This window comes from Pusillimonas noertemannii, assembly GCF_003096595.1.
GTDB lineage: Bacteria > Pseudomonadota > Gammaproteobacteria > Burkholderiales > Burkholderiaceae_B > Pusillimonas > Pusillimonas noertemannii.
On record NZ_QEKO01000002.1, the window covers coordinates 408,941 to 426,500 of the forward strand.

At 62.4% G+C, this 17,560-nt stretch carries 15 protein-coding genes; 6 read left to right on the plus strand and 9 right to left on the minus strand.

Features of this window, described 5'->3' with window-relative positions:
• Positions 1–22 precede the first annotated feature (22 nt).
• The gene (locus C7440_RS09100) at positions 23–1,153 is read right to left on the minus strand and encodes an ABC transporter substrate-binding protein (protein WP_116518295.1); all 1,131 of its coding nucleotides are present in this window, start codon (positions 1,151–1,153) and stop codon (positions 23–25) included.
• Between the two features lie 144 nt (positions 1,154–1,297).
• Between C7440_RS09100 and C7440_RS09105 the strand changes: the two genes are divergently transcribed.
• Positions 1,298–2,272: an asparaginase gene (locus tag C7440_RS09105; RefSeq protein WP_116518296.1), complete on the plus strand. Its 975-nt coding sequence runs from the start codon at positions 1,298–1,300 to the stop codon at positions 2,270–2,272.
• 46 nt (positions 2,273–2,318) lie between these two features.
• Here C7440_RS09105 and C7440_RS09110 read toward each other — a convergent pair whose 3' ends face one another.
• From C7440_RS09110 to C7440_RS09125, 4 genes are all read right to left on the minus strand, one after another.
• Positions 2,319–3,362: an ABC transporter substrate-binding protein gene (locus C7440_RS09110; protein WP_116518297.1), complete on the minus strand. Its 1,044-nt coding sequence runs from the start codon at positions 3,360–3,362 to the stop codon at positions 2,319–2,321.
• A 383-nt stretch (positions 3,363–3,745) separates the two neighbouring features.
• Positions 3,746–4,381 (minus strand): DUF3617 domain-containing protein, encoded by a 636-nt coding sequence (locus C7440_RS09115; protein ID WP_116518298.1) that lies wholly within the window; start codon positions 4,379–4,381, stop codon positions 3,746–3,748.
• Complete coding sequence (locus C7440_RS09120; protein WP_118984233.1) at positions 4,381–5,025, minus strand: DUF3617 domain-containing protein; 645 nt, start codon at positions 5,023–5,025, stop codon at positions 4,381–4,383. The genes C7440_RS09115 and C7440_RS09120 overlap by 1 nt, the downstream gene beginning before the upstream one ends.
• 52 nt (positions 5,026–5,077) lie before the next feature.
• Entirely contained in the window at positions 5,078–6,127 is a 1,050-nt protein-coding gene (locus tag C7440_RS09125; protein ID WP_116518300.1) for an SPFH domain-containing protein, read from the minus strand.
• Between the two features lie 213 nt (positions 6,128–6,340).
• Between C7440_RS09125 and C7440_RS09130 the strand changes: the two genes are divergently transcribed.
• Together C7440_RS09130 and C7440_RS09135 are read left to right on the plus strand one after the other, a co-directional pair.
• On the plus strand, positions 6,341–8,389 hold the full coding sequence (locus tag C7440_RS09130) for an SLC13 family permease (protein WP_017522904.1): 2,049 nt from the start codon (positions 6,341–6,343) through the stop codon (positions 8,387–8,389).
• A 249-nt stretch (positions 8,390–8,638) separates the two neighbouring features.
• Positions 8,639–9,028 carry a VOC family protein gene (locus tag C7440_RS09135; RefSeq protein WP_017522913.1) on the plus strand — a complete coding sequence of 130 codons (390 nt, stop codon included), beginning with the start codon at positions 8,639–8,641 and terminating at the stop codon, positions 9,026–9,028.
• 94 nt (positions 9,029–9,122) lie between these two features.
• Here C7440_RS09135 and C7440_RS09140 read toward each other — a convergent pair whose 3' ends face one another.
• Positions 9,123–10,034, minus strand: a complete 912-nt coding sequence (locus C7440_RS09140; RefSeq protein ID WP_116518301.1) for a spermidine synthase — start codon at positions 10,032–10,034, stop codon at positions 9,123–9,125.
• A gap of 56 nt (positions 10,035–10,090) precedes the next feature.
• Between C7440_RS09140 and C7440_RS09145 the strand changes: the two genes are divergently transcribed.
• Positions 10,091–11,842 (plus strand): Na/Pi cotransporter family protein, encoded by a 1,752-nt coding sequence (locus C7440_RS09145; RefSeq protein WP_017522915.1) that lies wholly within the window; start codon positions 10,091–10,093, stop codon positions 11,840–11,842.
• Positions 11,843–11,910: 68 nt separating this feature from the next.
• On the opposite strand, the gene C7440_RS09150 is transcribed toward C7440_RS09145, so the two are convergent.
• The gene (locus C7440_RS09150) at positions 11,911–12,627 is read right to left on the minus strand and encodes an isochorismatase family protein (RefSeq protein ID WP_165832515.1); all 717 of its coding nucleotides are present in this window, start codon (positions 12,625–12,627) and stop codon (positions 11,911–11,913) included.
• Complete coding sequence (locus C7440_RS09155; RefSeq protein ID WP_017522917.1) at positions 12,624–13,685, minus strand: ABC transporter substrate-binding protein; 1,062 nt, start codon at positions 13,683–13,685, stop codon at positions 12,624–12,626. Before C7440_RS09155 ends, C7440_RS09150 begins: the two co-directional genes overlap by 4 nt.
• Positions 13,686–13,939: 254 nt before the next feature.
• Between C7440_RS09155 and C7440_RS09160 the strand changes: the two genes are divergently transcribed.
• The gene (locus C7440_RS09160) at positions 13,940–15,136 is read left to right on the plus strand and encodes an MFS transporter (RefSeq protein ID WP_026067631.1); all 1,197 of its coding nucleotides are present in this window, start codon (positions 13,940–13,942) and stop codon (positions 15,134–15,136) included.
• An 86-nt stretch (positions 15,137–15,222) separates the two neighbouring features.
• Positions 15,223–15,396 carry a hypothetical protein gene (locus C7440_RS19850; protein ID WP_017522919.1) on the plus strand — a complete coding sequence of 58 codons (174 nt, stop codon included), beginning with the start codon at positions 15,223–15,225 and terminating at the stop codon, positions 15,394–15,396.
• A gap of 47 nt (positions 15,397–15,443) precedes the next feature.
• Here the strand turns inward: C7440_RS19850 and C7440_RS09165 are convergent, their stop codons facing one another.
• Positions 15,444–17,435, minus strand: coding sequence for a TonB-dependent receptor domain-containing protein (locus C7440_RS09165; RefSeq protein WP_116518303.1), 1,992 nt, complete (start codon positions 17,433–17,435; stop codon positions 15,444–15,446).
• Positions 17,436–17,560 lie beyond the last annotated feature (125 nt).

A 17,560-nucleotide genomic window follows, 5' to 3' on the forward strand; every position in this document is an offset into this window, starting at 1 on the left:
GGCTTGCGCCCGGCAAGCATTGTCATTCGGGCGTGACGGTGGCGCGATCGACGATTTGGGGGGCGCCTTCGTGCAGCTTTACCAGCACCGCGTCAAAGCCGTAGCCCTGGCCCTTGTCGGTGAACTTGAAGGTGCCGTTGGGGCCCTTGTAGTCGGTGGCCGGCAGGGCGTCGCGTATTTTCTGCGGCGTGGCTTCGCCCGCGCGCTCGATGGCGTCCATGACGATGTTCAGCGCGTTGTAGCCCGCCGCCGAATACTTGCCCGGCAGCTCGTTGTAGGCTTCCTGGTATTCCTTGACGAACACCTTGTTCTCGGGACGGTCGATGGTGTAGGCGTAGGGCACGGCGGCGTGGATGCCCTCGGCGGCCTCGCCGGCCAGCTTCACGAAATCGGCCGTGGCCCAGCTGCCCACCCCGAATACCTGGCTTTCAAGGCCGACTTCTTTCATCTGCTTGACCAGGATGGAGCCGTCCTGCGTCTCGGCGGCCACGAACACGCCATCGGGCTTGGCGGCGCGCACGCGGGTAAGCAGCGTGTAGAAATCGGTAGCGCCATGGTCGAAGTACAGTTTCATGGCGGTTTCACCGCCCGCCGCTTCGATCTGGCTGGAGAATTCGCTGATGCCGCCCCTGCCCCAGTCGTCGTTCACGCCGATGTAGGCGATTTTCTTGAGCTTGAGCTGATCGACCAGTATCTTGGCAAAGGCCTTGGCAAGCAGGCCGTCGGTCTCGGCGCTGCGGAAGAACCATTTGTTGCCGCGCTCGGTCAGGTCGCTTTTCGACGAAATGCCCGACACCATGGGTACCTGGTATTTTTCTATGACGCTCATGGCGGCGATGGTTGCCGAGCTGCAGAACGCCCCCACGATCACGGGCACCTGGTCTTTCTGGATGAGCTTTTCGGCCGCGCTGACCGTTTTCGAGGGCTGGCACTGGCCGTCTTCTACCACCAGTTCGTACTTGACGCCGTTTTCGCCCGCCTTGGCATTGCGCTCGGCCACGGCAATTTTTGCGCCATTCACAGCCGAGACGCCGTTATAGGCGACCGACCCGGTTAAGGGTTCGATCAGGCCGATTTTGACTGTTTCGGCGGCGTGCGCGGACAAGGCTGCGCAACAAGCGGTAAGCGCCGCAGCGAGGATGGTCATCTTCATGATTGTGTCTCCTGTTGAATGAAAGAGAGTTGCCGCCATCTGCCGCAACGGTTAATAATCGAATATTAACTAAACGATCAATAAATTAAAAAGCTAGGGAATTCCCTAAAATTGGCTTCAGCAAGCCACAAGGAGCCAAGAGCCATGACGCAGCCCATAGTGAATGTGTACGTGCTGGGCGGAACCATTACCATGGCCCCCGGCGCCAAGGGCATCACGCCTCAGCTTACGGGTGACGACCTGGCTGCCGGCCTGCCCGCCTTGAAAGACATCGCCCAATTGAAGGTGCATACACCCTTCTTGAAACCGGGCGCTTCTTTGACCATGGACGAGATCGCGCAAGTGGCGCGCGATATGGCCGCTGATGTCTCGGCCGCGGGTTGCGTCGTCGTGCAGGGCACCGACACCATCGATGAAACCAGCTTTCTATTGCAGCTGCTGTACAGTGGCGATGGCCCGGTGGTGATGACGGGCGCCATGCGGGGCGCGGCCGCGCCCGGCGCCGACGGCCCCGCGAACCTGATGGCTGCCGTGGCGGTGGCCGCCAGCCCGCAGATGCAAGGCTGCGGCGTGCTCGTAGTGTTGAACGACGAAATCCACCACGCCTGCGCAGTGGAGAAAATGCACAAGGGGCTGGCCAGCGCGTTTCAATCACCCAACGGCGGGCCGTTGGGCTATTACGTGGAAGGCGGCTTGCGCATTTTGCGCGACATGCCGGCGCACAAAATGCCGCGGTTCGCACCCACGCGATTCGGCAAGATTGCATTGATAAAGACAAGCCTGGACGACCAGCCCGACCTGCTCGCCGCCCTGCCCGGGCTTGGCTATGAAGGCGTTGTGGTCGAAGCCATGGGTGCCGGGCACACATCGGAAAAATGGGCGCCCGCGCTCGAGGCCGTTGCGGACAAGATGCCGGTCGTGCTGGCCTCGCGTGTTATGAGCGGGCCAGTTTTTCGCAACACCTACGGCTTCCCTGGTTCGGAAATAGACCTGCTTGGGCGCGGCCTTGTACCGGCCGGATGGCTCTCGCCGCACAAGGCGCGCCTGCTGCTTTCTGTGGCGGTGGGCTGCGGGCTGGACGGGCAGGCGCTAAGCGCCGCGTTCGAGGCCTTCAATTAGATTCCGAGGCACTGTCTTGCAAGAACGCCGGCACAAGTATCGCCCGCTATGGCTTGCCTAGGTTGATCATCCGCTGGAACGCCGATTCCCACTTTTCGGATTCGTCCAGTATTTGCACGGGGTCGACCAGCGAAGTGCGCATCTTGTGCAAGGGCGAAGCCACCTTGGAATTGGTGGGCACATAGTCCAGCTGCAGGAATATTTTCTGCGCCTCTTCCGACAGCAAGTAGTCGTAGAACAGCAAGGCGGCATTGGGATGAGGCGCCTGCTTGGCCACGCCCGCGCCGCTGGCCCGCGCAATAGCCGGGTCCAGCACGAACCAGTCGATGGGCGCGCCCTTCTTCTTTGACTGCTCGGGCATGTAGTTGTACACGGTAAGCGCCAAAGGCACTTCGCCCGCCACCACCAGGTTGTTGAGCAATGAATGGCCCTTGCGCGCCGATATCCCATTCTGCTGTGCCAGCTTGTCGAAGAAGGCGATGCCTTTCTCCTCCCCCATGTCGCTGACCACCGTGGCATACCATTCAGAGACGTCGGCCTCGATGGCCAGCTTGCCCTTCCACTTGGGGTCGAGCAGGTCGTCGAATGTCTTGGGCAGGTCTTGCTTCTTGAGCAGGTTCGTGTTGTAGGCCTGCACCCATACCGCCAGGAAAGACGCCGCCCAGCCGTGATGCGGCCGCAGTGCGCCAGGTATCAGGTTGGCCTGCGCCGGCGATTCTATGGGCAGCAGCACGCCCTCGCGAAACAGCGACTCCATTTCGGGGGAGGCGCTTTGCACTATGTCGACCTCATGCCGGCCTGCGCCCGCCTCGGTAAGCGTGCGATGCAATACGTTCTCGGAGCCCGAGCGCCAGGACTTGACCTTGATGCCGTACTTTTTCTCGAAGGGCTCGACCAGGGGGGCGATGTCTTTCTGCGCCGTGCTGGTGTACAGGGTTAGCGTGCCTTCTTCCTTGGCCGCCTGCTCCAGCCTTTGCTGGCGATCGGCCCCTTTGTATGACGCCAGCGACTCTTGCGCCGCGCTGGGCAGCCAGGGCGTAGCCAGTGCAAGTGCAATGGCGGCCATGCTGGTGAAACGAACTACGCTCATGCCTTCCCCCTTCGTCAATGATCAAGATGTTCGGACGAAACGCCTCGCCCGACTCGTTTGTGACAGCAGTGGTGCAGCGCGCGACTCTACTCGCCGGAATGACTGTCGTGGCTTTGCGCGACGAACAACCGGCCATGACGATAAGCAGTCGGCCACAACATATCATTCTTATAAGCAGAACGTATTATCGTATGAAGGAACAGAAAATATAGGGATTCGAGGCTCGGGTGTCAAGGAAGGATTCGAAGCCCGGTATAGGAACGCCCTTGCCGGCCGCCCCGAAAAAGATGCGACCGCCATGTAACGGAGAACGCAGGGCCGCGACCGTATGCCTCGCCGAAGCGGGCGTTCGCCCATTGCTCGAGTGGGGTCTTGCGCAGCGGTCAGCGGTTCAGGCGCGACGCGGTGAAGGTCTTGCTGTTGGCCACTTTTTCAAAGACATTCCTGAACTGGCGCGCCTTGAGGGTTTCTTCGCCGTTTACCCGCCAGTGCATCAACAGCATGTCGCCGGCTTTCTTGCCTTCTGCGCAGGCGCCCAGCCGCTTCATCACGGTGTCGAAACGGCCCTTGCTTTGTATGAGGTTGTCCAGGTTGACGACGGCGGTCTCGGCGCGCGTTTCCTCGCCGCTGACGAAGGTGGTGGTGTGCCGGATTTCGGTCTTGCCGATCTTGTCCTCGATGGGTGAAGGCCCCGAGCAGTACATCGACCATGAAAGCCTGCCCTCTTTGAAGACAGGCTCGGGCTCGTCGCAACGTTCGTTCAGGCCCGCAACGCTGGCCTGCTGCTCGCGCACTTCGAGTTCGTGCAGGGCACGGTCGGCCTCGCCGTCCAGGCACACTCGCCACACCTTCTGGATCTCGAATGTGGTCTTGCCATCGCTGATGGTGCCGGTCTGCTCCATCAACCAAAGGCCCGGCTGGCGCGGGGGCATGTCGGCGGAAAGCTCAAAGGCCGGGGCGGCCGCCGAAGCACCCCAGGCCAGCGCGGCCAGGCAGCATTGCAAGCGTGCCCGCCGCATTACATGGCCCCCAGGCGCTTGTTGATCTCCTTGCCTTCGTTCAGCATCTTGCCGACCACCCTGCTGGATTCATAGATGTTGTCTTTCCGGCCTTCATCGGGGTCGGCGTCGCTGTTGTAATGAAAGCCTTCGTCGATGTAATCGCCCGGCTGCATGCCTGCCGGGCACTCGCCCACCCATTTCTGGTTCTCCACCAGGTCGACGTCGAGCAAGAGCATGACGTCGACGGGCGTGGCTTCTTGTTCGAACGTCGCCCGGGTGTCGCCGTCGAAAGCCACTTTCCAATGGTAGTCCTGGCCCGCGTCCTGGTGGTCGGTAAGGGAGTTGGTCCTGCAGATCATGTCGCCGGTCAACACATTTCCTTCCATGGTGAACCGCGGGGGCCGGCAATGGATGTCGCTATAAACGACCGTAAGCTCGTTTCTAAGAAGCTCGAGTTCATACAGGGCGCGGTCGGCCTTGGCGTCAAGGCAATAACGCTTGATGCTCCTGAGCTTGTTGGGCCCCACCGTACCGGTTTGCACCATTTCCCATAAGCCCGGCTTGCGTTGCGGAATATTGTCGGGCAGATCGTAGTTTGCGGCGAAGACGGAGCCCGACAGCGCCATGGCCAGGCCGAAAACGGAAGCATGAACACCCCTCAAGACACCCTCCTCTGATCTCTTGCCAATGAAATGCGCGAGCCGGCCCGCCGGCTCATTCTTTCTTTTCGCCTTCCTTGTCGCCGCCCTTCTCGCTGTGCCTGCCACTGCGCCCATTGGCGCCAGCATCCTGGGCGACTGCCAGCGTAGGCGTCGGCCCAGCCGCCGGGGCCGGCGCGCTGCGTATGCCGGCGTCGCCCGCCAGGCCGGCGAGCAGGGCCTTGGCCTCGAGCGCAGCCGATTGGCCGTCACCCGTGACAAGAACCGTTCGTCCGCCGTTGGCGGCGGCATCCCTCAAGGCCTCGAGGCGATTGATCTCCATCATGAAGGCCATTGCATCTTCGTCGGTCAAGGTGGTGTCTTCGCGGAAAGCGGCCAAGGCCTTGGCGTTGCCTTCGGCGATGATGCTGCGGCTTTCCGCAATGCCGCGCGCGGTAATGGCCATGGCCATGGCCGATGCCTCGGCGCTCTTGGTGCGCTTGATCTTCTCGGCCTCGCCGTCGTTCTGCGCGGCTTCCAGGCGACGCTGCGAGGACAGCACCTCGTTGAAGGCGGAAACCATTTCCGCCGTAGGCCTGGGGTCGTCTATAAGCACCGCCCTGATTTCATAGCCATAATCATGCATGGCTTCGTCGAGCGACTCGCGCACGGTCCGGGTGAACTCGTCGCGATCGGTGTAAAGCTGGTCAAAGGTCTTGGTGGCGGCCACGGCCCGCGCCTCGGTGGCCACGTAAGATTCAATCTGCTCTTCGGGATTGTGCAGCTCGTAGAAGGCCGCCTTGATCTGGCTGGGCGTAACCCGATACTGCAAGCTGATCGGCATGGTGACGAAGGCGTTGTCCCTAGACTTGACGCCCAACTGCAGGGCGATCTGCTTGGTCTGCAAAGAGAACGCCCGGCGGGCAATCTGCAGGGGCCACGGCAGCTTGATCGACAGCCCCGCGGAGCGATAGCCGCTATAACGTCCGAAGGTCTCGAGCACCCGGGCATGCTGCTGCGGCGTGATGACAAAAATGGACTTCACCCACAATACGGCCACGACCACCCAGAATATATTGAAGGCCGTGTAGGTAAGCGATGTCAGGAAATCGAAGATACTTTCCATATAAAGCGCCACTCTTCTACAAGTGTTGAAACACAGGGACGCATTATATGGACATCAACTTACCATTCCATGTGTAGATGTAATCATTGTTCAGTCCATGTATCTTGCCCGAAATGAAAACAACGCTGGTCTGCCTCCGGCCCAGCGATTGCAGGCGGCGGGCCCTTTCAGTAAAGTGGCAAGACCCATGAACAACGAAACGGATCGCAGCCTATGACGCAGCCCCAGTGGATGATATTGGCCATTCTGGTCGCAACGCTGGGGTTGTTTCTTTATGGGCGCTGGCGGCATGACATCGTATCGGCCGCGGCGCTGCTTGCCGCCGTGCTGGTGGGGCTGGTTCCCGCCCAGGACGCGTTCGCGGGCTTTGCGCATCCGGCGGTGGTTACGGTGGCCTGCGTGCTGATACTCAGCGGCGCGCTGCTGCACACCGGCGTGGTCGACATGGTGGCGCAACGCGTTCTGCCCACCAATACGGGGCCTACCGTGGCCATCTTTGCCCTGGTCATCCTGGCGGCCTTCTTGTCCAGCTTCATGAACAACGTCGGCGCCCTGGCGCTGCTCATGCCCATTGCAATACAGATGGCGCAGCGCCACGAAATCGCGCCGGGAAAGATCCTGATGCCGCTTTCTTTCGCAACGATACTGGGCGGCATGACCACGCTCATAGGCACACCCTCCAACCTGATCGTCTCCAGCTTCCGTACCCAGGAAGGTGTAAACGGGTACCAGATGTTCGACTTTGCGCCGGTGGGCGTGGCGGTGGCGGTGGGCGGCCTGCTGTTCATCGGCTTCATCGGCTGGCGCATCGTTCCCGCTCGCGAGCGCGCCGGCGCAGATTCCTTCGACACAGGTTCTTACCTGACTGAAGCCCGTGTGGCCGCCAAGTCGAAAGCCGTCGGCATGACCCTGCACGAGGCCGAAGCCGCCCTGGAGGACGCCGACGCGCAAATCATCAGCCTGGTGCGCAACGAGGTCCGCGTATCGCCCTATGCCGCCGGGCCGCTGCGCGAGAACGACGTCGTGCTGATCGAGGCCGACCCCGAGGCGCTGGCCGGCGCGCTGGACAGCCTGGGTCTGGTTTTCGGCGAAGGAAAGAGCAAGGAAGAGGAAGAGGCGGAGGAAGAGGATTCGACGGCGGAGGCCGAAGGCGAGGGCCAGGCCGAGACCGACGGTAGGCTCCAAAGGGCCTCTTCAACCGAGGCCGTCCAAGCTGCGCCCGGCGGCGCGGCGCGCAATCGGATCGAACCGCGCTCGAATCTGAATGCCGAGGGCGACGACGGAGATATCAACGCAAAAAGCCACGGGGACAGCCACGGCGATGGCAATGGCATCGACGAGGCCGGCGAGCCTTTGCAAGACGAAGAAGAACAAAGCAAGAAGATAGAGCGCTCCGCCAAGCTCGACGATGCAGAGCTGATCGAATTGGTGATCTTGCCGGGTTCGAGCCTGCTGGGGCGCAGCGCCAGCGACCTCGACCTGCGCAAGCGCTATGGGATCAACCTTCTGGCCATTTCCCGACAGGGCTCGCGCATCCACAGCCGAGTGCGCCACACCGCCCTGCGCGATGGCGACGTGTTGCTGATGCAAGGCGCCGGCGAACTGGTCTCGGAGTTTGCCTCGGATACGGGATGCGCCCCGCTGGCGCCCCGCTCGCTGCGTTCTCCGGACCGCAAGAAAATGTTCACCGCGGCCGGCATCATGATTCTTTCGGTGGGCCTTACCGCCGCGGGCCTGCTGCCAGCGGCCATCAGCTTTCTGCTGGGCGTACTGCTGGTGATGGTGCTTAGGGTGCTGCCCCTGCGCAAGATGTATGAGTCCGTTGACTGGCCTGTCATTGTGCTGCTGGGCGCCCTGCTGCCCGTTGCACAGGCGGCCGAAGACACCGGCCTGGCTAAACTGATCGCCGTGTTCCTGCTTGAGAACGTGGCGCAGGGCAATGCCATTCTTGCCCTGGCGGTAGTGCTGGCGGTAACCATGACCTTGTCCGACGTCATCAACAACGCCGCAACCGCCGCCATCATGTGCCCCATCGCCATCGGCACCGCGAACCAGCTCGGCGTCAGCGCCGACCCCTACCTGATGGCCGTGGCCATCGGCGCCTCGGCGGCCTTCCTGACCCCCATCGGCCACCAGAACAACACGCTCATCCTGGGCCCGGGCGGCTTCCGCTTCGGCGACTACTGGCGCCTGGGCCTGCCGCTGGAGATTGCGCTGGGCATCGTGGCCATACCGATGCTGCTGCTGGTGTGGCCGCTTTGAAGCCGGTAGGCACCGCAGTCATAAGTCGTGAGGGCCGAACATCGACTTCCATTCCGTAGGCGACAGGCCCGTGAACTTCCGGAAACGGCTGGAGAAATAGTACTGCGCTCGCCCTCGCGCGAAACCGACGACATCTGGCCCGCCGAAGCTAAAATAAAATATCAGGAGGGCCGCAGGCACGGAAGAAGGCTCGGCGGCAAAGCATGCCGCGCCCGGCCCGGCACCCCAATACTCATCAAAGGAACCACCATGACAGCAAAGCTCAGGCATTTCGCCATCTGTGTAAGCGACCTCGAGGCCGCCGCCGAGTTCTACCAGAAGGTATTCGGGCTTGAGCGCGTGGGCGAGGAAACACTTGAAATGGGCTCGGGGGTCTATCTTAGCGACGGCGTGGTGAACCTGGCGCTGCTGAAGGGCTCGCCGGGCAGCGCGATGGACGGCTATGTGGGCTCGCATCATTTCGGCTTCATCGTCGAAGATTCCGAAGCGGCCGCCCAGGCCATCGAGCAGCATGGCGGCAAGTTCTTCTTCAGCCTGGGCGATCCCGAGAAGCACAATTTCGAGCAGAAGTTCAAAGACCCCGACGGCATTGTGTTTGATATTTCAAGCAAGGGCTGGCTGGGTTCTTCACGCGACTAATCCCTTGCCGGGCATAAGCCGCAGACCATCGCGGCCCGTCTCTTGATGTCAGGCACCGGGCTCCAGCAAGCCTGGCCGCAAAGGCCGGGCATGCTCAGTCCCTTAGCGGCTTGGCTTCATCGGGCCAGTCTTGAACCCCGCGGTAGCGCTCAAGCTCGGCGGCGACATCAATGCCGAAATCCGCCAAGGGACCGGCCAGGATCCGGGCATTCTGCTCCAGCACTTCCTGCGACGGCAGGCCAGAAGGCACGGCGACGATGACGCGGTTGCCGTCCATGCGCCCGCGCAGATTGAAGAAGGGACCGAACACGGCGGCATAGGTGGCCGACTCGCGATCGTACATCTGGCTTTGGGCAAAAGAATTGGCCACCAGTACGCCCCGGCTCGACAAAATGCCCTTGACCTGCTCCATGAATTCCACCGTAAGCAAGTGGGCGGGTATGTAGTCTATGTCGAAGGCATCGAGCATGACCATATCGTAGGTGGCGCCTTCGCGATGCGCCCGCTCGACGAACTCTCTGCCGTCTTGCACAAACACCCGCTGCCGCGGGCCCGGCTCGTAGCCGAAGTACCGCTGGGCCACTTTTACAACGGCCGGGTCTATCTCGACGCTGTCGATCACCGCGCCGGGCACGATGCGGGCCAGCGCGGTGGGCAGGGTTCCGCCCCCCAGCCCGATGATCAGGATGCGTTCGGGCGCAGGCTGCGCCAGCAGGGCGCCGGCCATCATGCGTGTGTACTCGAACACCATCGTATCGGGCTCGGCCAGGCGGAAACAGGTCTGGCGCCCGGTGGTGTCCATGGCGCCGAAGCTCATGCAGCGCTCGCCCTGGCGGTCGTAGACAACCACGGTGTCGAAGCGGGAGGGCTCTTCGCGGACCAGCCGCAAGCCGCTGTCCACATTCGAAGCGGGCGCAAGAAACTTGACGGCGGCCAGTGCAGCCAGCGCAATCACGGCAAGACCCGCAATAATCAGCCAGACCCGACGCCCCGCCGAAGCATTCATCAACAGCCTCCATACTTTGCGATATTGCCGACAATGGTAATCTCGATCCCGCGGCGATGCACCGCATTGATCGGCCCTATACTTCGATTTCCACCATCACTTCCCCCACGACCATGCTCGAAACCGTTTTTTCCTTTGCCGGGGGGCTCGGTCTTTTCCTGATAGGCATGATGCTGCTGTCGGAGGGTCTGGTGGCTTTTGCCGGGGGCTCTTTGCAAAGAGTGCTGCTGGCCATGACAGGCAGGCCCATCAAGGCATTTGCGTCGGGCGCGCTGCTTACCACGCTGGCCCAGTCGTCCACAGCCACCACCGTCACGCTCATAGGCTTCGTCAGCGCGGGGCTGATCACATTCACCCAGGCGATCGGCGTCGTCATCGGGGCCAGCTTCGGCAATACGGCTACGGGCTGGATCGTGGCCGGGCTCGGCCTGAAGGTCAGCCTGGGGCTGTATACGCTGCCCCTGATAGGCATAGGCGCGCTGCTGAAGCTGCTGGGCAAGGGCGCAACCAGCGATCTGGGCCGCGCGCTGGCGGGCTTCGGCATGCTGTTCCTGGGCCTGAGCACGCTGCAGGACGGCATGCAGGGGCTGGCCGGTTCGTTCAGCCTGGCCCACCTTCCCTCCGGCGGCTATGGCGCCCACCTGCTCATCATGCTGATCGGCGTGGCGCTGACCGCCGTGCTTCAATCGTCGACGGCCGCCATTGCCATGACCCTGACGGCGCTGGACGCCGGCGCCGTCAACTTCGACCAAGCCGCCGCCATGGTGGTGGGCGCGGCAATCGGCACGACGCTGACCGGGGCGCTGGTGGCCATAGGCGGCACCATCTATGCCAAGCGCACCGCGGTGGCCTACATTCTGTTCAACGTGGTCTCGGGGCTGATCGCCCTGTTGCTGCTGCCCTTTTTCCTGCCGGCCCTGTATGCCGTGGGGGCCAGCATGGACGTCGTTCCCGGCGCGCTGGCCCTGGCCGCCTTCCATAGTTCCTTCATGGCGCTTGGCGCCATTATCTTCCTGCCCTTCACCCGCCAGTTCGCGGCCCTGGTCCAGCGCCTGGTGCGCGGACGCGCCGCGCGGGTGGAGCATCACCTGGACTCCAGCCTGCTGGGCATGCCCACCGTGGCGCTCGAGGCCTCGCAACGCACGCTGCGGCAGATCGCCCTGAACCTCATACAGCTGTATCGCCAGGTACTGGACAAGGCCGTGCCCGGCTCGGCGCACGAAGACCTGGGCGAGATGAAGCAGGTGCTGGACGAGGCCTACGAGTTCGTCGCGCGCATACAGCTTCCCCCGAACGACGCGCATCTGAACGAGAGACGCAGCGCGCAACTGCATGCGGTGGACCACCTGCTGCGCCTGGGCAGCCGTATCTGGAATGTACTGGACAGCGATACCGACTTCGGCAGCCCGCAATATGACGACGCGGCAAAGCAGGCGCGGCGTGTTGCGGTGGTGGCGCAAGAGGGCCTGGGCGGCGACCGAACCCAAGCCGGCTGGACCGCGCAGCTCGAGGCAGGCTCGACAGCTCTTGCCGGCCGGCTGCGCGAAGCCCGGCGCGCACTGCTGGCCGAGCCTGTCGCCGAAGGCGAAGCCGGCCATACATTGCGCACGACTGAAATCTATCGATGGTTCGAGAGAACCGCGGCCCACATCTGGCGGGCCTGCCATTATCTGGCGCTAGCCGAGAACAGCGTGTCGGTACAGGCGGACCCGCCGCCGGCGGAAAGTGGCGAGGCCGCCCCAGCGGCGGCCGGCCCACTGGCGACCGGCGCAGGCGAAGCGATTCAAGGCGCGCACGACAGCCGCTGACGCATCGGCAGGCCCCGCGCCGAGGCTCCTCTCTTGAAGCCGCCGCCCCCAAGCGGACCACCAGCGCCCTATCTTGCGAGCTTCTCGATGTAAGCCAGCACATCGTCCAGGAACATGACGTCGGCATACTTCATCTGCATGTCGAGCAGGTTTACCTTGTGGCTGAGCGTGTTGCGGTCGAAGACGCATTCTTCGACCACGCATACGCCGTAGCCATTCATGAAGGCATCGGAAACACTGGCGCGGATGCAGCCGCTGGTCGAGTTGCCGCACACGATGATGGAGTCGGCCCGGAGCTGGGTAAGCCGCGCGCCCAGGGCCGTACCGAAGAAGGCGCTGGCCCGGGGCTTGGGAATGACCACTTCGGTGTCCAGGGCGGCCAGCTGCGAGAACAGGGAATAGTTCCACTCGGTCTCGTTGTTGCGCGGCCGTTCTCTTTTGGTGGAATAGATGCCCGGGCCGAAGGTGGGCTCGAGCTCGGCGCGCGTGGTGTGTAATACAGGAATGCCTGCGGTGCGCGCCGCCGCCATCAGCTTCTTCGTGGGTTCTATGGCGGCCCAGGCCGAAGGGCCGCATGTGGACGGAAAACGCTTTATCGCGTCTTTCAAGGGCTCTGCCCGGTCGCCGAATACGGCGTTGTAGTTGTCGATGCACAGCAGGGCCGGGCGCTCTCCCAGGCCGGCGAAGCCGCCGTAGTACGGGCTTATCTCGCGGATTTCGTCGTTGATCAGGTCTTCCCAGACATGAGGCCTTCTTGACCCACTTGCGATGGTTTGTGCGCTCATTTCGAGCCCTCCACGATGATCTGTTGATATAGGCCGCTCCATTTTTCCTGCTCGTCCAGGAACTTGTCCGGATCGACAAAACGCAGCGGCATCTGATTGAGCCGGGTTTCGGCTTTTCGGCTGACGGGCACGAAGTCTTTTGAAAGCAGGATGGGCTGGGCCTCGTTCAGCATGAAGTCAAAGAACAGTACGGCGGCATTGGGATGCGGCGCATTGCGCGCCACGCCGGCGCCATTGGCGCGCGCAACGGCCGGTTCGATCACGAACCAGTCCAGATCGGCGCCCTCTTTCTTCAGTTGCTCGGCCTTGTAGTTGTAGACGGTAAGCGCCAGCGGCACTTCTCCCATGGCCACCAGCTTGGCCAGCAAGGTGTTGCCTATGCGCGCCGAAAAGCCGTTCTTTTGCGCAATATCGCGAAATAGCTGCAGCCCTTTTTCCTCCCCGAGCTCGCTGACGACGCCGGCGAACCAGTCGTCGTTGGTGGCCTCTACGCCAAGCTTGCCCTTCCACTTCGGGTCGAGCAGGTCGGCATAGCCACGGGGCAGTTCGTCCTTCTTCACGAGCTTGGTGTTGTAGGCCAGGGCGTAGATGTTCAGCCGGGTGGCCGTCCATTCGCCGTGCGGGGTCAGGGCCTGGGGAATAAGCTGGGCCTGGTGGGGAGACCGGACGCGCTGCAGCAGGCCTTCGCGGTGCAGCGCCTCCATCTCGGGGCCGTTCGTTTCAATCACGTCGACCTCGAACCGGCGCCCGTTTGCTTCGGCCACGACACGCTGCAGGGTCTTGGTGGCGGACCCCCTCCAGCTGTGTACCTTGATGCCGTATTTCTTTTCAAAGGCCTGGGCTATGGCGGCGAAATCCTCGCTCTGCATCGAGGTATAGACCAGTAGCTCGCCCTCGGCGCGCGCCCCTTCGACGAGTCGCTCATGCCTGTCCGAGCCGTCGTAGAGCGCGGCCTGCTGCACCGCCGAGCCCGCGTCGGAGGGCCGGGCCGCAAGAGACGGAGCGGCCAGCACTCCCCATGCCACAAGAACGGACAACAAGGCCGGCAAACCGCGCATGCTCCTTCTCCCTCAATTCCTTTTGTTCTTTTATAAAGAACACCGTTCTGAAATTATGATTGAAGTCGAAGGTATCAGTTGTCGGCTCTTGCTGTCAATGAGGCCCTCAGCCGCCGGCAAGCAGCAGCATGGCCAAGGCGCCCGCGGCCAGCGACAACACGGCGGCGCCGCCGCGAATCCGTATAATCCTCATTGAACTGAGCGTTAAGCCTGCAGCGCCGCCTTTCCCCTTCTTCCTTCGCGTGGTAGCCGACATGTCCGATTCTCTTCAAAGCCCCTATAAGCGCACGCTGTACATCGGTTCGCTCGTGGTGCTGCTTTCCCTGGGGGTGCGCGCCACCTTCGGGCTGTTCATGCAACCCATGGGCACCGAACTGGGCTGGGGCCGCGACGTGTTCTCGCTGGCCTTCGCCATACAGAACCTGGTGTGGGGCGTGGGCGCCATCTTCATGGGCATTCTGGCCGATCGCGTGGGTTCGGGCCGGACCATCGCGATTTCGGCCCTGCTTTACGCCGTGGGCATGGCGGGCATGTATTTTTCGCATACCGAGATGCAGCTTTACCTGACCGCGGGCCTGATCGTGGGGCTGGGCCAGGCTGGCACCACCTTTCCGGTGATTCTGCCCGTGATTGCCCGCGTGGTGCCCCCGGCCTATCGCAGCACCGCCATGGGCGTGGCAAGCGCCGGCGGCTCGCTGGGCCAGTTCGTCATCGTGCCCACGGGTCAGGCGCTGATCACCGGCATGGACTGGACCGGAGCCTTGTGGATGCTTTCATTGTTCATCGCCCTGGTCATTCCCCTGGCGGCCTTCCTCAAGGGCCGGCCCAGCGCGCATGAGGGCACGCTTTCGCTGGGCGCAGCCGTTCGCCAGGCCCTGGCGCACAAGTCCTTCCACCTGCTGTTCTGGAGCTATTTCGTCTGCGGCTTCCATACGGCCTTCATCACCCTGCACCTGCCCGCCTTCCTGACCGACGGCGGCCTGAACGCCACCCATGGCGCCACGGCCATCGCTTTGATCGGCCTGTTCAATATCGTGGGCTGTTACTACGCCGGCAAGTTCGGCGAGAATTTCAGCAAAAAGACCTTGCTCGCCTGGGTGTATTTCCTGCGCGCCTTCGGCATCATCCTGTTGCTGGCCCTGCCGCTTACCCCGCTGCTCGTCTATGTATTCGCAGCCTGGATGGGCCTTTTCTGGCTGGGCACGGTGCCCCTCACGCAGGGCCTCATCGGCCAGATCTACGGCCTGCGCTATGCCGCCACGCTATCCGGCATTGCATTCCTGGGCCACCAGATAGGCAGCTTCATCGGCGTCTGGTGGGGCGGCTATGCCTACCAGACCACCGGCAGCTATACAATGGTGTGGTGGGTCAGCATTGCCCTGGCCGTCATCGCCGCTGTGCTTTGCCTGCCCATCAAGGAAAAACCGCTGGCCGCTCCGGCCGCGGCCTGAACGCCGGGTCCAAGCACCCGGCAGCCGAACCGCGCCGCGCAACAAGCACAGGCAGGCCTGGGCTTCCGCTTTTGGGTGTAATCGCCATGTCCCGCTCGCAAAGCTCTACGCACAACGAAGAAAAACCCCGCCGCGTCACCCGGGGACGCGTGGCGGGGCTGTTGCTGCTGGCCGTGGTGCTGGGCCTGGCCTTCATGGGCCACCTGACACCCGCCATGCGGGTGCAGTGGGCCAACTTCGTGTCGCTGTGCGGGTTCTAGGCACCCGCGGCCAAGCTGCTCTGCGCAGCGCCTGAATCAAGCCCCCGTCAGAAGCCCACCGTCAGACCCGCATAGTAGCGGCGGCCATCCAGGCGCTTGCCGTACATTTCGGTCTCGATCTTCTTGTCGAACACGTTATATATGCCGATGAAGCCGGTGGCGTTGCGATTGAAGCGGTAGCTGGCGCCGATATCGACCAGCGTGTACGAAGGCAGACGATCTTCGCCGCCGTCGATGGTGTCGCTCTTGAACTTCAACTTACCCCAGACATTCGTCTGACCCGAAGCCTTCCAGTTCAGGCCCAGGTTGAACATGTGCCGGGGCGTGTTGTTGAGGGGCCGGCCGGCATCCGCGCCGCTCTTGATCTCGCTGTCGGAGTACGTGTAGTTGGCGGTCAGCCGCACGTCGCCGATGGGCATGCCGAAGCTGGCCTCCACACCCTGCATCACGGCCGAATCCAGGTTGATGTACTGCTGGATGCTGTAGCGGGTCTCGCCGTTGTAGGTGCAGCTTGGCGGGTCGCCGGCCGGCGTATTGCATATGTAGTGCTTGTCGATCTTGTTCTTGAAGCGGGTGTGGTAGGCCATCAGGCCGAAGTCCGTTTCATTGGGGCCCGACCACGCAAAACCCAACTCGTAGTTTGTGCTTTCCTCGGGCTGAAGATCGTTGTTGCCCATGTCCCACGAGCGCCCACGGCCCGCCTGCTCGACGATGTTTTCGTCGGCCTGCTTCAGGGTGGGCGTCTTGAAGCCGCCGCTGACGCCGCCCTTCAGCACCAGGCTGTCGCTTGCGTGATACACGCCGTACAGCCGCGGAGTAACGTGCGTGCCGTAGTGCTCGTTCTTGTCCAGGCGCACACCGCCCGTCAGGGCAAAGTTCTCGGTCAGGTTGTATTCGTCCTCGGCGAATACGGCCGCCTGCCAGCGGGAAAGATCCACCGACTTCGAGCCGGGAAAGCGGTCGGCGTCATGCAGGGTCTCTTCCTGCTTGTACTCGGCGCCCACGGAAAGCATGTGCGACGTGAACGGAATGACCGACCTGGTATTGAAGATGGTGGACTTGTACTCGGATTCATTGGTGCTGTTGACGATGTTGACGTCTTCGCTGAGCACATAGGTCTTGGTGCTGGCGTTATTGCCCCACTTCCAGTCATGGGTCAGGCCATAGTGCACCCGCTTGTTGTCCATGTCCATGGGGCCGCCCGATATCTCGCTGCGAAGGTTGTCGGTGGTGGTCACGCCCCCTTCGAACTGCAGACTGTGCTTGTCCGTCAGCAACCAGTCTATCCGCGCGTTGTTCGATGTCATGCGCTGCTGCGCATAGCCCGATTCGATCTCGTCCTCTTCGCGTCCGAAATGCGAGCCGTACACCGTCAGGCCCAGCCGGTTCTGTACCAGCGGGCCGCTGAGGTAATAGCGCCCCTGGTATGAATTGCCGGCGTAGGAATGCGCCTGCAGCGTCGTATCGACTGTGAAGCTGCCCGTCCAGGTATCGGATACCTTCTTGGTAATGACGTTGATCACCCCGCCCAGGGCGCTGGAGCCGTACAGCGACGACATCGGCCCCCGGATCACCTCGATGCGCTCGATGGCCGACATGGGGGGCAGCCAATTGACCTGGGCGCCGCCGCCAAAGCCGTTGTAATAGGCCTCAGAGGACGAGCCCAGCGGCTTGCCGTCGACCAGGAACAGCACGTACGATTCGCCCAGGCCGCGTATGTTCACCTGCGTGCTTTCGAGCTTGCCGCCCGCTCCGCCTTCGATGGACACGCCCGGCACGTCCTGCAGGGCGTCGGTGATGTTGCGGTAGGCCTTGCCCTCGAGCTCTTCCTTGGGAATGACCGTGATGGTGGCGGGCGCATCGGCAATCATCTGCTCGAAGCCTGAAGCCGTGACCACGACGTTGGGCAGGACGGTAACTTCTTCACCTGCCGCCGAGGCAGGCAGCGCCATCGCGGCAAGCGCGGCGATGGTGGCGTATGCAAGACGATGGCGCCTGGGCAGCGTGGCCGCATGGCGGATCGATGAACGAACGAGCATGATTCCCCTTTTACTTTTTTAACGAGTCAAGACATCGCACTCAAACAATACAAATGCGAATCAGTCTTATTATTTGTTGAAGCCAGGGGATTGTAAGGAGTGACTCTGACCAAAGTCTGACGTAC

What these genes read in the sequence shown, in the direction of transcription:
- C7440_RS09100 (WP_116518295.1), bottom strand. Translation starts at nt 1,153, where the DNA reads ATGAAGATGACCATCCTCGCTGCGGCGCTTACCGCTTGTTGCGCAGCC.
- C7440_RS09105 (WP_116518296.1), top strand. Translation starts at nt 1,298, where the DNA reads ATGACGCAGCCCATAGTGAATGTGTACGTGCTGGGCGGAACCATTACC.
- C7440_RS09110 (WP_116518297.1), bottom strand. Translation starts at nt 3,362, where the DNA reads ATGAGCGTAGTTCGTTTCACCAGCATGGCCGCCATTGCACTTGCACTG.
- C7440_RS09115 (WP_116518298.1), bottom strand. Translation starts at nt 4,381, where the DNA reads ATGCGGCGGGCACGCTTGCAATGCTGCCTGGCCGCGCTGGCCTGGGGT.
- C7440_RS09125 (WP_116518300.1), bottom strand. Translation starts at nt 6,127, where the DNA reads ATGGAAAGTATCTTCGATTTCCTGACATCGCTTACCTACACGGCCTTC.
- C7440_RS09130 (WP_017522904.1), top strand. Translation starts at nt 6,341, where the DNA reads ATGACGCAGCCCCAGTGGATGATATTGGCCATTCTGGTCGCAACGCTG.
- C7440_RS09135 (WP_017522913.1), top strand. Translation starts at nt 8,639, where the DNA reads ATGACAGCAAAGCTCAGGCATTTCGCCATCTGTGTAAGCGACCTCGAG.
- C7440_RS09140 (WP_116518301.1), bottom strand. Translation starts at nt 10,034, where the DNA reads ATGAATGCTTCGGCGGGGCGTCGGGTCTGGCTGATTATTGCGGGTCTT.
- C7440_RS09145 (WP_017522915.1), top strand. Translation starts at nt 10,091, where the DNA reads ATGCACCGCATTGATCGGCCCTATACTTCGATTTCCACCATCACTTCC.
- C7440_RS09150 (WP_165832515.1), bottom strand. Translation starts at nt 12,627, where the DNA reads ATGAGCGCACAAACCATCGCAAGTGGGTCAAGAAGGCCTCATGTCTGG.
- C7440_RS09155 (WP_017522917.1), bottom strand. Translation starts at nt 13,685, where the DNA reads ATGCGCGGTTTGCCGGCCTTGTTGTCCGTTCTTGTGGCATGGGGAGTG.
- C7440_RS09160 (WP_026067631.1), top strand. Translation starts at nt 13,940, where the DNA reads ATGTCCGATTCTCTTCAAAGCCCCTATAAGCGCACGCTGTACATCGGT.
- C7440_RS19850 (WP_017522919.1), top strand. Translation starts at nt 15,223, where the DNA reads ATGTCCCGCTCGCAAAGCTCTACGCACAACGAAGAAAAACCCCGCCGC.
- C7440_RS09165 (WP_116518303.1), bottom strand. Translation starts at nt 17,435, where the DNA reads ATGCTCGTTCGTTCATCGATCCGCCATGCGGCCACGCTGCCCAGGCGC.